We start from the raw sequence: 12,767 nt of genomic DNA, 5'->3' as shown, positions 1-12,767 counted from the left end.
ATAATCTATCTCAGTACTTATTCAATTTTCAAATGGAATTTATAGACTATTATAAAACCTTAGGATTAGACAAATCTGCCACTAAAGCAGCTATCAAAAAAGCATATAGAAAACTTGCTCGTAAGTATCACCCAGACCTCAACCCCGATGACGATAGCGCCAAAAAGCGTTTTCAGCAGATAAATGAGGCCAACGAGGTGCTAAGCGATCCCGAAAAGCGCAAGAAATATGATGAGTACGGGAAAGATTGGCAACATGCCGAGCATTTTGAACAACAAAAACAACAACAAAGGAGCTATGCCGGTGGGGGGTTTGGAGGGGGTCAAAGACAATCCTATTCCGGTAGTTTTGATGATGATAATTTCTCCGATTTCTTTGAACAAATGTTTGGAGGTGGCGCAAGATCCCGTGGAACAGGAAGATCTCCGCAATTTAAAGGGCAGGATTTTAATGCCGAACTTCAATTAAATCTAACCGATGTTTATACCAGCCACAAACAAACCCTTACCGTAAATGGCAAAAACATTAGACTTACCATTCCCGCAGGAGTAGAGAATGGGCAAACCATTAAAATTGCAGGACATGGTGGTCCGGGGGTACAAGGTGGGCCAAAAGGGGATCTTTTTATCACCTTTAAGATTGCCAACAACACTAAATTTAAAAGGGAGAAAGAAAATCTTTACAGCAGTGTCGATCTGGATTTTTACACCGCACTACTTGGTGGAGAGGTCACTGTAGATACTTTTAACGGAAAAGCAAAACTCACCGTAAAACCAGAAACCCAAAATGGCACCCGGGTAAAATTGAAAGGAAAAGGCTTTACTAAATACAAGAAAGAAGGTCACTTTGGAGATCTGTTTATTACTTATGATATTAAAATTCCGACAAATCTATCTTCAAGAGAAAAGGAATTGTACACCGAATTACAAAAATTACGCTCATGAATTTAGAAGAATTAATTGCAACCGAAGAGCTTTGTGAACGCTATAGCGTAGCCCACACTTTTATAAGGTCATTAAACAATAGCGGTCTATTGGAAGTGATCACCGTGGAAAAGAGGGAATATGTACACTGCGATAAAATGGCAGATTTCGAAAAGATGCTACGTTTGCATTTCGATCTAAAGATCAACTTGGAAGGCTTGGAGGCTATTAAGCATTTACTGGACAGGTTTAGCGATTTAAAGGAAGAAAATCTAGCACTAAGAAATAGGCTGGGCCTTTATGAATAATCGAATTGTTAAAGAAAACCCAAGTCTTTTACCCTTGGTTTAACAAGATTTGACTTTATCTTTTTTAATTTTGAACTTTTCCAAAGCTGATTGGAATTTGCTTTTTATCGATTCAGCAAAAACGAAATATATTTTTATGAAATACGATTTAATAGATAATTCACTTTATACCAAAAACCGCAAAAACTTCATGTCCAAAATGAAGCCCAATAGTCTGGCGGTTTTTAACTCCAATGATATTTACCCAGTAAGCGCAGATAGTACGATGCCATTTCAACAAGCTCGTGATATTTTCTATTTAAGCGGGGTAGACCAAGATAAAAGCATTTTGGTTTTATTTCCGGATGCTCCAAATAAAAAGCACAAGGAGATCCTTTTCTTAACAGAAACCAATGATCACATCGCGGTTTGGGAAGGTGAAAAATTGACAAAAGAAAAGGCATTTGAGACCAGCGGAATTAAAACAGTGTACTGGTTAAAAGAATTCGAAAAGGTGTTTTTCGAGATCATGACGCAAGCTGAAACCATTTATTTTAATACCAATGAGCATTACCGTGCAAATGTGGAGACTCAAACCAGGGAAGCCAGATTTATAGAGTGGTGCAAGCAAAAATATCCTGCACATCAGGTTGCCAAAAGCAATCCGATCCTTCAGAGGTTGCGTTCTGTTAAAGATCAAATTGAACTGGATCTAATGCAAAAGGCATGCGATATTACTGAAAAAGCCTTCCGAAGAACTTTAGGTTTTGTGAAACCAGGCGTTTGGGAATATAATATTGAGGCAGAAATGATGCACGAATTCCTGAACAATCGTTCTCAAGGTTTTGCCTACACTCCAATTATTGCAAGCGGGAACAATGCAAATGTGTTGCATTATATCGAGAACAATCAGCAGTGTAAAGCCGGAGACCTTATTTTATTGGATACCGGGGCAGAATATGCCAATTATTCCAGCGATATGTCCCGAACGATCCCAGTTTCGGGAACTTTTACCAAACGACAAAAAGAAGTGTACAATGCGGTAAATCGTGTTAAAAAAGAGGCTCAAAAAATGTTGGTTCCAGGAACCATCTGGGCAGATTATCATGTGGAAGTTGGAAAATTAATGACTTCGGAATTATTAGGACTTGGCTTATTGGACAAAACCGATGTTAAAAATGAAGATCCAGATTGGCCAGCGTACAAGAAGTACTTTATGCACGGTACCTCCCACCATATCGGGTTAGACACACATGATTACGGAATATTAACTGAGCCAATGGAAGCCAACCAAGTGTTTACTGTAGAACCGGGAATCTATATTCCTGCGGAAGGCTTTGGAATTAGATTGGAAGATGATTTGGTGCTTCAAGAAAAAGGGGAACCTTTTAATTTAATGCGCAACATCCCTATTGAAGCCGAAGAGATCGAAGATCTTATGAACTCTTAGGGTTTTTATTATATTTTCATTGAGCCTGTTGAACATATTTTCAACAGGCTCAATAGCTTTATACTGCCATACTTGTTCACACGGATTGAGTTCTGGAGTGTAAGGCGGAATTCTCAACAAATATATATTCTCGGGAACATTAATGTTTTTTGTCGAATGAAAACCAGCATTATCAATTATCACAATTTTAAATTCTTGAGGTTTGTATTTAGAGAAGTTCTCTAGATAAGCTTCGAAAACAGTAGTATCTACTCCATCAATTTCCCAGACAAAACTATTTCCGTTTATTGGGAAATAACTACCATATAGATAAGTTGTTTTAAATATGTGTTGATATTTGACAATAGGTTTGATCCCGCAGGCTGTTAAGTGTTTGCCGGTATGGGTCATCATACCAAATCGAGCTTCATCTTGAAAGTACAAATTTACTTGCTTATACTTGTTTTTATTTAGACTTGTTCTAATGTTGTCTAGGTCATTAGGGAGTTTTTAAAAAAGCTTTTCCAGCTTCTTCATCTTTTTTATAATGAGATTTACGGGGGCTTTTAAGCTTGGTCTTAAAATGCTTTATCAAATATTTGCGCAACCAATGGTATTGTATATCTATGTCAAATTCATTATTTACCCACGCTTGCGCATCCCAATATCCTAAAAATCCCTGGTCGCTAGAATTCAAACGTTTTTCAAGTTCCTTATGTATTTCAGGAGTGATTATTTTTGACTTTTTGTTCTTGGGCAAATCAGTCAATAAAAACGATATTCCATTTTCAAGATACTGTTTTGTCCAGCGTTGTTGGGTTCGTGGATCAATACCTAAATAATCGCAAAGCTCGTGGCGTGTTTTAAATTTGTTCTCTTTTAGATAGATTAAAAACATAACACGCTTTTCATGCTTTATATTAGTTTGACTTTTGCGGAGTGCCCTAAGCTCTTCAACGCTTTGGGTTATTGTAAATTCCTGTGGTTTTGCCATTAGTAAATATACAAAAAAAATAGCGACATTGTATAAGTAAATTGGTATTAGACCCTTCGACTGCGCTCAGCAAGGCGAAATAATTATGTCAGGTTGAACTTGTTGAAACCGAGTTATAAAACTAGCATATTTCGGCAAGCTCAATATGACAGTTCTTCAAAATAAAGACATCATCCTGAACTCGTTTCAGGAGCTAGTATAAGATATATTGCAAAATAAATAATCCTCGAGGCAGAGCCGTCGAGGTATTCAACGGAAGAAAGTTATAACATTTTATGAAAACCATCCGTTTTCAAACTTTCCTCTAAAACCTCCGAGGCAGAGCCATCGGGGAATTCTAATGATTAAAGCTGAAACAACTTCAGCTTGAAAACTTTATCATTTTAAACTTGCGCTCGTAAAAATAACTTCCAAAAAATGTCAAAGTTGCAGGGATCAACCATCCCAATCCATATTTGGACAAAGGGATATATAATTGAATATTCGAGAACAATTCTTCGGAAACCACGTATTTTAAAGCATCGGGAAGGCTAAAAATTGAAGTTGCAATCACGACCGATGACATTATTAATTTTGTTCTAAAATTAGCAGGCATTACATTCAGTAAAATCAAGATGATAGTTAATAGGCCTTCTTTTGTGAATTTCATTTAGCTAATTAAAATATTATAATATATTGTGAAAATGATACAAATGTATAAAAATACCCCGCTCTTTTACAGATCTGTAGGAGCTGGAAATCCATTAGTGCTTTTACATGGTTTTTTAGAGAGCAGTGCTATCTGGGACCCATTTATAGAAGAGCTTTCGAAAAAAAGACAGGTGATTACTATAGACCTTCCCGGTCATGGAAAATCGGGTAGTATAGGCGAATGTCACAGTATGGATCTCATGGCAGATGCGGTTCATGAAATACTCATGCAGCTTCAAATTGAAGAGGCCACTTTTATTGGTCATTCCATGGGCGGCTATGTTAGTTTGGCTTTCTGTAAAAATTTTCCTAAATTAACGAAAGGACTTATGCTTCTTAACTCTACCCCAGAGCCAGATAATAAAGAACGCAGACAAAACAGGGATCGTGCCATTGAAATTGTAAGAAAGAGCAAGGACACCTATATAAACACGGCTATTTCCAAGTTGCTAAGTAAAAAAAACAGGGAGTTATTTCCTCAGGAGCTGGAAACATTAAAAAAAGAGGCCTTAAGTTTTTCTGAACAAGGAATTATAGCTGCACTAAAAGGTATGAAAATTCGTACAGACAATAAAACCATATTAAGCCAGTTTACCGGTCCGAAATATATTGTAGCAGGAAACCAAGATCCTGTCCTTAAATTTTCTGAAGCTAAAATAGTTGCATATAGTACAAACTGCAATTTCTTATCACTTTCTGGTGGGCACTTATCCTTTATAGAAAACAAAAATGAAACAAAAAAGCTTATGCATTTAATCGATTAAATAGTGCTTATTGTCGATTTGTTAATTTTTTTTAATACATTTAATTCTTACAACCATAAAAATTATCCCATTATGAGTTCAAAATCCCCAAAATCATTCTCGTTCTCAGAGGTGTATTGCAGCATTTTCGGACATCAGTTAAAAGTGTCCAAGAACGTTACCAATCACATACATGAATATGAATGCGCAAAGTGCGGCATGGAAATGACGGATACTGCACATGGATTTTTAGCCAAGCTAACCCCTAAGTTTAAAGAGACAAATGCCTATTTAGCCAGTTTTCACGAAAGAAGAAGACGCAGAAGTAGGCAGCGTCAGGTTGTAAACGCTTCTTAGTTAAACTATAATAGTTTTCTGAATAAACTTTGAATATGTTTCCATATCATAAAGAACCTTTAAGGTTTATTTTTTACCAATATGTATTAAATACAGGATATCCAATTAATCTTCCACAAACGGGGCCTAAGTCAGATAATATAAAACATATATCTCCTACATTCTCTACAGGATAAAATTTCAAACCGTTTTGTCTATAATCTTTAACCGTATTAAGCTGGTTAGCAAAAAAATATTCACCTTAAAAAACACAACTATGCAAAAACAAATCTTCCGGTTTTTATTAGTAACTTTAGTTGGAATTTTAATTTATTCCTGCCAAAAAGAAGATGATTTTTACCTTGAAAGCCAAGGAGACCGAAATGAACCTGACATAAGTAACAGCAGAGTCTTAGGAAAAAAATTGGAAAATCCTTATTCTGTTACCAACATGAAAAAAGCATACGACAATTTAAAAAATAAATCCAAAAACGCTAACAATTTTAATTTGGATATTAAAGCTACTCACTTATACATAAAGTTTATTCCAAAAAGCGAAGAGGAATTATCGATACTTAAAATGGACTCAACGCTAATACTCTACACTTACCCATTGGACTATGAAATTATTGAAGGCAGTGGTTATTACAGAGACCCTAATGTTCCAGAAGGGTAACCAACTTACCAGTATTGTGCTGTTAAAATTGATAAGATACTCCCAACAGAGGTTGAAAATAAAATCCTTGAAGAACTTTTCATCCCAGATGAAAATAAAGACAATGTAGTTAGTAAAGAAAAAAACAAATTATCTAATCAAAATATCGATGCTTTAGTTAATGAATCTTTAAGAATAACCAATAATTTGAATGAATCTGAAAATAGCGAAAATCTACTTGCAAGTAAAAGTAGTTCTTGGAGACCTGCAGGAACTATTAAGGTTTGGGATGACAATATTGGGACAAGCACATCTACCACGAGAGTGTTCAGTCATTGGGAATACTATGACTGTGAAATTAATGGTGACTTACCTATCAATCAGTTAAGATTAGTACCAATCGAATAGTGCAAAAGGGCCATCTATACATATGTAACTACATCAATTAACGGAAGCTATGTTGGTGTGGAAGGTGTTAAAGTAAGAGCAAGAAGATGGTTTACAACCTACAGAGGAATTGCTGATGCCAATGGAAACTACTCTTGTGATGGAACATTTAGAAACCCCGCAAATTATAGTATAGATTGGGAAAGATATGATTTTGCTTTACAAGATGGATGGCTAAATGGAGCAACCTACAATAGTCTAAAAATAACTGGAAATTGGAATTTAAATTTAAATAGCGGAGAACAAGAATATTATGCTACTATTTTTAGAGCAGCCTACCATTATTACTATAAAGATATTAACGGTTTAAGAAGACCCCCAGGAAATAGTTTTTTTAGAACTCAATTAAAAATAAGAGCATATCCGCAAAATTTATATGATGGAAACGTTCTAGGTAGACATAAAGAAGAAAGACGTTTTCTTGGAGCTCAAATAAAAATCTACACATATACTAGACTAGCAGAGGACACTTACAGTACAGTGATTCATGAACTAGCTCACGCTTCACATTGGAATATGTGGAGAGAGGCAGATGATTTTGATGATACTGAATCAAGAATAAAAGAATCTTGGGCAGCTGGTGTTGAATGGAATTTATCTAGATCAGTATACCCTAATTACAGTAGAGGATTCGGCAATGTATACACTGGAGTAGTTGTTGATATGATAGATGGGTTGGGTGGGACTGATCAAGTTGAAGGCTATACAATCAGACAAATTGAAGATGCCTTACGAGGAAAAAAATCTTGGATTAATTGGAGAGATAACATAAAAAACAAATATAACAATGGTACAGAAAACAACTTGGATGCACTCTTTAATAGGTGGGATTTTTAGCGTCCTCTTATTTAGTATAAATACATCTTGCTCTCAGGAACAGAAAGATTGTCTTGCAATTTCAGAATTTACCTACATAAATAATACAGAATATAGTTTGGAAACACCTATTGGATTAATTTTACCAAACTCTGTGCTAATAAAAAAATATAATGATATTGGTCCATGTGAATTAACTTCTGAAGACTTTTTACCACCCTTCCGAGATATATTAACAATTATAGTTGATGAAATTTATTGTAAAACATATAATAGTACTTCATTAACTGTTGGTGAAGGACCATTGGATATGGATAATTATATTTCAGAAAAAGTTGAAGTCAATAGTTTTAAATTCACTTACACTTTTGAAAGTAATGAATTTGAGAATCTTGAAGAATGTAATTAATCACTTTAACACGTATATAAAAATAGCAGTCAAGAACTAAACAATTTGCTTAGTTCTTGACTGCTATAGTTGTTATTATACGCCGCAATTAATCATCTTTTTCCATTGCATTCCAACCTTTGGCAATTAAAGGAATTTTAGTATTGCTTCTGGTCACTAAATGCATTCCTTCATTTTCTTGGGTCATGTGACCTATAATTGAAAAATTGGGATTCGCCTTGATCTTTTCAAAATCGGTTTGAGAAACCGTGAAAAGCAATTCGTAATCTTCACCACCACTTAAAGCAATTGTGGTGCTATCTATATTAAATTCCTCACAAACAGCAATAACAGAAGGATCTAATGGGATTTTATCCTCAAATAAATTCACTCCAGTCTTGGAATTTTTACATAAATGCATAATTTCAGAAGATAATCCGTCACTAATATCAATCATCGATGTTGGCTTAACTTCCAAAGATTTGAGCAATCCAGAAATATCCCGCCTTGCTTCCGGCTTTAACTGTCTTTCAATCAAATACGTATAGGCATCAAGATCCGGCTGCGAATTGGGATTCACCTTAAAAACCTCTTTTTCACGTTCTAAGATCTGTAATCCCATATAGGCTGCCCCGAGATCTCCAGTTACCACTAACAGATCGTTTGGTTTTGCACCGCTTCTATAAACCACATCTTCTTTATCTACAACTCCAACAGCGGTAATACTTATTAAAAGGCCTTTTGTGGATGATGTCGTGTCGCCACCAACAACATCTATACTATATAATTTCGCAGCCAACTCTATCCCGGCATATAATTCTTCTAAAGCTTCCACCGGAAACCTATTGGAACAAGCAATCCCAACGGTTATTTGAGTTGCTACGCCATTCATGGCATACACATCTGAAAGGTTTACCATCACTGCTTTATATCCTAAATGCTTCAGTGGCATATAGGCAAGGTCGAAATGCACTCCTTCCACCAACAAATCTGTAGTAAGGATCGTTTGCTTTCCTACAAAATTTAAGACAGCAGCATCGTCACCAATCCCTTTGATGGTGGATGGCAATTTACTTTCAAGATTTTTGGTTAAAAGGTCTATCAAACCAAATTCCCCCAATTCTGAAAGTTTTGTTCTACTTTGTTGACTATCTTCTAGCATGATTGTTTGAATTTTGAATGTACAAAATAACTGAATATTCTTTCAAAAATTATTGTTTTGATAGCATTTATGATTTTAAGATGACTTAAAAGCACTTTTGATTATGCGATATTTTTTCAGTAGAATTTACTAAAAAACTCATTGGAATTGCCTATAGCCCCATTTTTAAAACAAATCCCACAACTATGGTAAAACGCTTGTTTATTAGTATATTTGTTGCCAATTTAGAATGAATCTTTTTAAGTATGATAAAGGTAAGCGAAGACGCGAAAAAAAGGATAGCATTGCTTATGACCGATGAAGGCTATAATGCTCTTACAGACTTTGTGCGCGTTGGTGTGAAAAGTGGGGGTTGTTCTGGATTATCCTACGAACTGAAATTTGATAAATCCCAACAAGAAACCGATAAACTTTTTACAGATAATGATGTGAAAATTGTTGTCGACAAGAAAAGTGTTTTATATCTGGCAGGAACAATCCTTGAATATTCCGGCGGACTAAACGGCAAGGGTTTTGTGTTCAATAACCCGAACGCGCAACGCACTTGTGGCTGTGGGGAAAGTTTTTCGCTCTAACTAAATTCAAAATTTCGAATCCAAAATTCAAAATTGAATATGGGGACTATAAAACAATTTGAAGATTTAGAAATTTGGATAAAATCTAGAGAAATCTGTAACAAGATTTTTGAAATAAGAGAAAAGTCAGATTTAAAAAAGGATTATAGGCTTTTTGATCAAATTAACGGTTCTTCGGGATCAATAATGGATAATATAGTCGAGGGATTTGAGAGGAATGGAAATAATGAATTTCGTCAATTTCTTTCTATTGCCAAGGCATCCTGCGGTGAGACTCGCTCACAATTATATAGAGTCTTAGATAGAAATTATATTACGCGAGAAGAATTTGATACAGAGCATGAGAAACTAATAATGCTTAGCAAACAAATTGGAGGCTTTATGAATTACTTGCAGCAAAGTGATTATAAAGGAAGTAAGTTTAAATAATTTTAAACTTTGAATTAAGAATTTTGAATTTCAAAACATGGCATATACTGAAGACGATTTAAAAAAGGAGCTTGAAACCAAAGAGTATGAGTATGGCTTTTATACCGATTTCAAATCGGATACGTTCCCTAATGGCTTAAATGAAGATATCGTTCGGGCTATTTCCAAGAAAAAAGAGGAACCGGAATGGATGACCACTTGGAGATTGGAATCATTTAGGGAATGGGAAAAAATGATAGAGCCGGAATGGGCAAACGTAAAGTACGTTAAACCAGATTTTCAGGCCATCTCTTATTATTCGGCACCCCAAACTGTAGACCCAAATAAAACATTGGACGATGTAGATCCAGATCTCTTAGCCATGTACAAAAAACTGGGAATTTCTGTAGACGAGCAAAAGAAGATGAACAATGTTGCCATGGATGTTGTGGTAGATTCCGTTTCGGTTGCAACTACTTTCAAAAAGACCTTAGGTGAAAAGGGAATTATATTTATGAGTATTTCTGAGGCTATTAAAGAGCATCCAGAGCTCGTTAAGAAATACCTGGGGACGGTTGTTCCGCAGAAAGATAATTTTTACGCAGCATTAAATTCAGCTGTATTTAGTGATGGTTCTTTCTGTTATATTCCAAAAGGCGTAAGATGCCCAATGGAACTTTCTACATATTTCAGGATCAATCAGGCTGGAACAGGACAATTTGAAAGAACCCTTTTAATCGCAGATGAAGGTAGTTATGTGAGTTACTTAGAAGGATGTACTGCTCCTTCCAGGGATGAAAACCAACTGCACGCTGCGGTTGTGGAACTAATTGCCTTGGATGATGCCGAGATAAAATATTCCACGGTACAAAACTGGTTCCCTGGAAATAAAGAAGGAAAAGGTGGGGTTTATAATTTTGTGACCAAACGCGGACTTTGCGAGAAAAATGCAAAGATCTCCTGGACACAAGTGGAGACAGGATCGGCGATCACTTGGAAATACCCGTCTTGTATTTTAAAAGGGGACAATTCCATTGGGGAGTTTTATTCCATTGCGGTAACCAACAATTTTCAGCAAGCAGATACTGGGACTAAAATGATCCATTTAGGCAAGAATACCCGAAGTACCATTATCTCGAAAGGGATCTCTGCTGGGAAATCCCAGAATTCCTATAGAGGATTGGTCCAAATAAACAGTAGGGCAGAAAATGCGAGAAATTTTTCGCAATGTGATTCCCTTTTAATGGGGAATGAATGTGGAGCGCATACCTTCCCATATATTGAAGTAAAAAATAAAACCGCTCAAGTAGAGCATGAAGCAACTACCAGTAAAATTGGGGAAGACCAAATTTTCTATTGCAACCAAAGGGGGATAGACACGGAGAAAGCAATCGCGCTTATCGTGAATGGTTTTAGTAAAGAAGTATTGAACAAGTTGCCAATGGAATTTGCTGTAGAAGCACAAAAATTATTGGAAATATCCCTTGAGGGATCTGTTGGATAAAATTAAAAATGAAGAAATTTCTACTTTTAACAAGCCTTGTTCTATTTGCTGTAGCATGCGATAATGAGACTGAAGGGCAACCAGAGAAGGAGATCGCTGAAAAAGTTGTAGATAGTGTTCAGGTATATCAAGGGAATTTTATATCTGTTGGAAAATCGGCAGTTTTAAAAGGCGACACCTTTGTTTATCAAGTAAAAATGGATTCGGTTGCATTTCAACTTACAGATAGCTTAAGTGCTTTCAAAAAAGATGAAAACAGCATTGTTCCAATTAAAGTAAAAGGACAGGTTAAAAAGAACATACAAGCCACGGGCTATTCGCAATTGATTGAAATAACCGAGGTGGTGGATATCATGGCGAAACCCATTATAAAAATGAATGAATAATTTATCCGGTTTTCACGGAAAAAATATAATAAACACATGCTTAAAATAAAAAATTTACGGGCCAATATAGAGGATAAAGAAATCCTTAAAGGAATAAATCTGGAAATTAATCCGGGAGAAGTCCATGCTATCATGGGACCTAATGGTTCTGGAAAGAGTACGCTCTCTTCTGTAATTGCTGGTAAGGAAGAGTACGCGATGACAGGTGGGGAAATCTTGTTTGAAGGAGAAGATCTTTCAGACCTCGATCCTGAAGAAAGGGCTCACAGAGGTATTTTCTTGTCTTTTCAGTACCCAGTTGAGATTCCTGGCGTTTCAGTAACAAATTTCATTAAGGCATCTATCAATGCGCATAGAAAAGCTCAAGGATTGGATGATATGCCTGCAAAGGACATGTTGAAATTAATTCGTGATAAATCTGAATTATTGGAAATAGACCGTAAATTCTTGTCCCGATCCCTAAATCAAGGGTTTTCTGGAGGAGAGAAAAAGAGGAATGAGATTTTCCAGATGGCAATTTTAAATCCTAAGTTGGCAATTTTGGATGAAACCGATTCAGGATTGGATATCGATGCGCTCAAAGTTGTCGCCAACGGTGTGAACAAACTTAGAAACGAAGATAATGCGGTTTTATTGATCACGCATTACCAACGTTTATTGGATTACATAGTTCCAGATTTTGTACATGTAATTGTAGATGGTAAAATCGTGAAATCCGGCACAAAAGAATTGGCTTACGAATTGGAAGAAAAAGGGTATGACTGGGTGAAACAAGAAAAAACGGTATAAAAAGGTTTGAGGATTGAGGCCTGAGAACGTTAAAACTCATATCGATAAATTTATAAAATCATGGCTGCCAATCAAAAAATTCGAATCACCCCAATAGCTATTGAAACTGGGAACCTGCCCAGCTGTTCTGGTGGGTCAAGCTCTCAATGAGTGATTAAAAAATGATTGTGAAAGGCTGAGCAAAAAATTGCCGGTTTCATATCATATTTAAAAAAAAAAAATTCAAGGTGCAACG

The 12,767-nt window shown here is 35.9% G+C and carries 17 protein-coding genes; 13 read left to right on the top strand and 4 right to left on the bottom strand.

All coding sequences use genetic code 11. The features are described from left to right. Positions 1–32 precede the first annotated feature (32 nt). The 3 genes from JM83_RS06825 to JM83_RS06815 all read left to right on the top strand — a co-directional run bounded on the left by JM83_RS06825 (position 33) and on the right by JM83_RS06815 (position 2,660). Positions 33–944 carry a DnaJ C-terminal domain-containing protein gene (locus JM83_RS06825; protein ID WP_144960609.1) on the top strand — a complete coding sequence of 304 codons (912 nt, stop codon included), beginning with the start codon at positions 33–35 and terminating at the stop codon, positions 942–944. After that, the gene (locus tag JM83_RS06820) at positions 941–1,231 is read left to right on the top strand and encodes a chaperone modulator CbpM (RefSeq protein ID WP_144960608.1); all 291 of its coding nucleotides are present in this window, start codon (positions 941–943) and stop codon (positions 1,229–1,231) included. The genes JM83_RS06825 and JM83_RS06820 overlap by 4 nt, the downstream gene beginning before the upstream one ends. Before the next feature lie 136 nt (positions 1,232–1,367). Further along, the gene (locus tag JM83_RS06815; RefSeq protein ID WP_144960606.1) at positions 1,368–2,660 is read left to right on the top strand and encodes an aminopeptidase P family protein; all 1,293 of its coding nucleotides are present in this window, start codon (positions 1,368–1,370) and stop codon (positions 2,658–2,660) included. Here JM83_RS06815 and JM83_RS06810 read toward each other — a convergent pair. The 3 genes from JM83_RS06810 to JM83_RS06800 all read right to left on the bottom strand — a co-directional run bounded on the left by JM83_RS06810 (position 2,604) and on the right by JM83_RS06800 (position 4,282). Continuing rightward, entirely contained in the window at positions 2,604–3,083 is a 480-nt protein-coding gene (locus JM83_RS06810) for a transposase (RefSeq protein WP_261376380.1), read from the bottom strand. The two genes, JM83_RS06815 and JM83_RS06810, sit on opposite strands and share 57 nt — an antisense overlap. A gap of 55 nt (positions 3,084–3,138) precedes the next feature. After that, positions 3,139–3,537 carry a winged helix-turn-helix domain-containing protein gene (locus JM83_RS06805; RefSeq protein WP_186434943.1) on the bottom strand — a complete coding sequence of 133 codons (399 nt, stop codon included), beginning with the start codon at positions 3,535–3,537 and terminating at the stop codon, positions 3,139–3,141. Positions 3,538–3,994: 457 nt separating this feature from the next. Further along, entirely contained in the window at positions 3,995–4,282 is a 288-nt protein-coding gene (locus JM83_RS06800) for a branched-chain amino acid transport system II carrier protein (protein ID WP_261376379.1), read from the bottom strand. Positions 4,283–4,325: 43 nt separating this feature from the next. On the opposite strand from JM83_RS06800, the gene JM83_RS06795 reads away from it, so the two are divergent. From JM83_RS06795 to JM83_RS06775, 5 genes are all read left to right on the top strand, one after another. Continuing rightward, positions 4,326–5,087 carry an alpha/beta fold hydrolase gene (locus JM83_RS06795; protein WP_144960604.1) on the top strand — a complete coding sequence of 254 codons (762 nt, stop codon included), beginning with the start codon at positions 4,326–4,328 and terminating at the stop codon, positions 5,085–5,087. Positions 5,088–5,159: 72 nt separating this feature from the next. Beyond that, positions 5,160–5,423 (top strand): hypothetical protein, encoded by a 264-nt coding sequence (locus tag JM83_RS06790; protein WP_144960602.1) that lies wholly within the window; start codon positions 5,160–5,162, stop codon positions 5,421–5,423. A gap of 256 nt (positions 5,424–5,679) precedes the next feature. Next, complete coding sequence (locus tag JM83_RS06785; protein WP_144960600.1) at positions 5,680–6,078, top strand: hypothetical protein; 399 nt, start codon at positions 5,680–5,682, stop codon at positions 6,076–6,078. Positions 6,079–6,522: 444 nt separating this feature from the next. After that, positions 6,523–7,341 (top strand): hypothetical protein, encoded by an 819-nt coding sequence (locus JM83_RS06780; RefSeq protein WP_144960599.1) that lies wholly within the window; start codon positions 6,523–6,525, stop codon positions 7,339–7,341. Next, positions 7,313–7,729 (top strand): hypothetical protein, encoded by a 417-nt coding sequence (locus JM83_RS06775; RefSeq protein ID WP_186434956.1) that lies wholly within the window; start codon positions 7,313–7,315, stop codon positions 7,727–7,729. The genes JM83_RS06780 and JM83_RS06775 overlap by 29 nt, the downstream gene beginning before the upstream one ends. Positions 7,730–7,817: 88 nt before the next feature. On the opposite strand, the gene thiL is transcribed toward JM83_RS06775, so the two are convergent. Further along, positions 7,818–8,870 (bottom strand): thiamine-phosphate kinase, encoded by a 1,053-nt coding sequence (gene thiL / locus JM83_RS06770; RefSeq protein WP_144960595.1) that lies wholly within the window; start codon positions 8,868–8,870, stop codon positions 7,818–7,820. A 245-nt stretch (positions 8,871–9,115) separates the two neighbouring features. Between thiL and JM83_RS06765 the strand changes: the two genes are divergently transcribed. From JM83_RS06765 to sufC, 5 genes are read left to right on the top strand one after another with little or no spacing between them, the layout of a single operon-like run. Further along, the gene (locus JM83_RS06765; RefSeq protein WP_144960593.1) at positions 9,116–9,445 is read left to right on the top strand and encodes a HesB/IscA family protein; all 330 of its coding nucleotides are present in this window, start codon (positions 9,116–9,118) and stop codon (positions 9,443–9,445) included. A gap of 39 nt (positions 9,446–9,484) precedes the next feature. Next, positions 9,485–9,874, top strand: a complete 390-nt coding sequence (locus JM83_RS06760; protein WP_186434955.1) for a four helix bundle protein — start codon at positions 9,485–9,487, stop codon at positions 9,872–9,874. A 37-nt stretch (positions 9,875–9,911) separates the two neighbouring features. Beyond that, positions 9,912–11,357 (top strand): Fe-S cluster assembly protein SufB, encoded by a 1,446-nt coding sequence (gene sufB, locus JM83_RS06755; protein ID WP_144960589.1) that lies wholly within the window; start codon positions 9,912–9,914, stop codon positions 11,355–11,357. Between the two features lie 8 nt (positions 11,358–11,365). After that, entirely contained in the window at positions 11,366–11,743 is a 378-nt protein-coding gene (locus tag JM83_RS06750; RefSeq protein ID WP_144960587.1) for a hypothetical protein, read from the top strand. Positions 11,744–11,779: 36 nt separating this feature from the next. Then, positions 11,780–12,532 (top strand): Fe-S cluster assembly ATPase SufC, encoded by a 753-nt coding sequence (sufC, locus tag JM83_RS06745; protein ID WP_144960585.1) that lies wholly within the window; start codon positions 11,780–11,782, stop codon positions 12,530–12,532. Positions 12,533–12,767: the final 235 nt, after the last annotated feature.

The sequence above is a fragment of the Gillisia sp. Hel_I_86 genome (assembly GCF_007827275.1).
GTDB lineage: Bacteria > Bacteroidota > Bacteroidia > Flavobacteriales > Flavobacteriaceae > Gillisia.
This window is presented reverse-complemented; position numbering and strand designations above follow the sequence as displayed.

What these genes read in the sequence shown, in the direction of transcription:
- JM83_RS06825 (WP_144960609.1), top strand. Translation starts at nt 33, where the DNA reads ATGGAATTTATAGACTATTATAAAACCTTAGGATTAGACAAATCTGCC.
- JM83_RS06820 (WP_144960608.1), top strand. Translation starts at nt 941, where the DNA reads ATGAATTTAGAAGAATTAATTGCAACCGAAGAGCTTTGTGAACGCTAT.
- JM83_RS06815 (WP_144960606.1), top strand. Translation starts at nt 1,368, where the DNA reads ATGAAATACGATTTAATAGATAATTCACTTTATACCAAAAACCGCAAA.
- JM83_RS06805 (WP_186434943.1), bottom strand. Translation starts at nt 3,537, where the DNA reads ATGTTTTTAATCTATCTAAAAGAGAACAAATTTAAAACACGCCACGAG.
- JM83_RS06800 (WP_261376379.1), bottom strand. Translation starts at nt 4,282, where the DNA reads ATGAAATTCACAAAAGAAGGCCTATTAACTATCATCTTGATTTTACTG.
- JM83_RS06795 (WP_144960604.1), top strand. Translation starts at nt 4,326, where the DNA reads ATGTATAAAAATACCCCGCTCTTTTACAGATCTGTAGGAGCTGGAAAT.
- JM83_RS06790 (WP_144960602.1), top strand. Translation starts at nt 5,160, where the DNA reads ATGAGTTCAAAATCCCCAAAATCATTCTCGTTCTCAGAGGTGTATTGC.
- JM83_RS06785 (WP_144960600.1), top strand. Translation starts at nt 5,680, where the DNA reads ATGCAAAAACAAATCTTCCGGTTTTTATTAGTAACTTTAGTTGGAATT.
- JM83_RS06775 (WP_186434956.1), top strand. Translation starts at nt 7,313, where the DNA reads ATGCACTCTTTAATAGGTGGGATTTTTAGCGTCCTCTTATTTAGTATA.
- thiL (WP_144960595.1), bottom strand. Translation starts at nt 8,870, where the DNA reads ATGCTAGAAGATAGTCAACAAAGTAGAACAAAACTTTCAGAATTGGGG.
- JM83_RS06765 (WP_144960593.1), top strand. Translation starts at nt 9,116, where the DNA reads ATGATAAAGGTAAGCGAAGACGCGAAAAAAAGGATAGCATTGCTTATG.
- JM83_RS06760 (WP_186434955.1), top strand. Translation starts at nt 9,485, where the DNA reads ATGGGGACTATAAAACAATTTGAAGATTTAGAAATTTGGATAAAATCT.
- sufB (WP_144960589.1), top strand. Translation starts at nt 9,912, where the DNA reads ATGGCATATACTGAAGACGATTTAAAAAAGGAGCTTGAAACCAAAGAG.
- JM83_RS06750 (WP_144960587.1), top strand. Translation starts at nt 11,366, where the DNA reads ATGAAGAAATTTCTACTTTTAACAAGCCTTGTTCTATTTGCTGTAGCA.
- sufC (WP_144960585.1), top strand. Translation starts at nt 11,780, where the DNA reads ATGCTTAAAATAAAAAATTTACGGGCCAATATAGAGGATAAAGAAATC.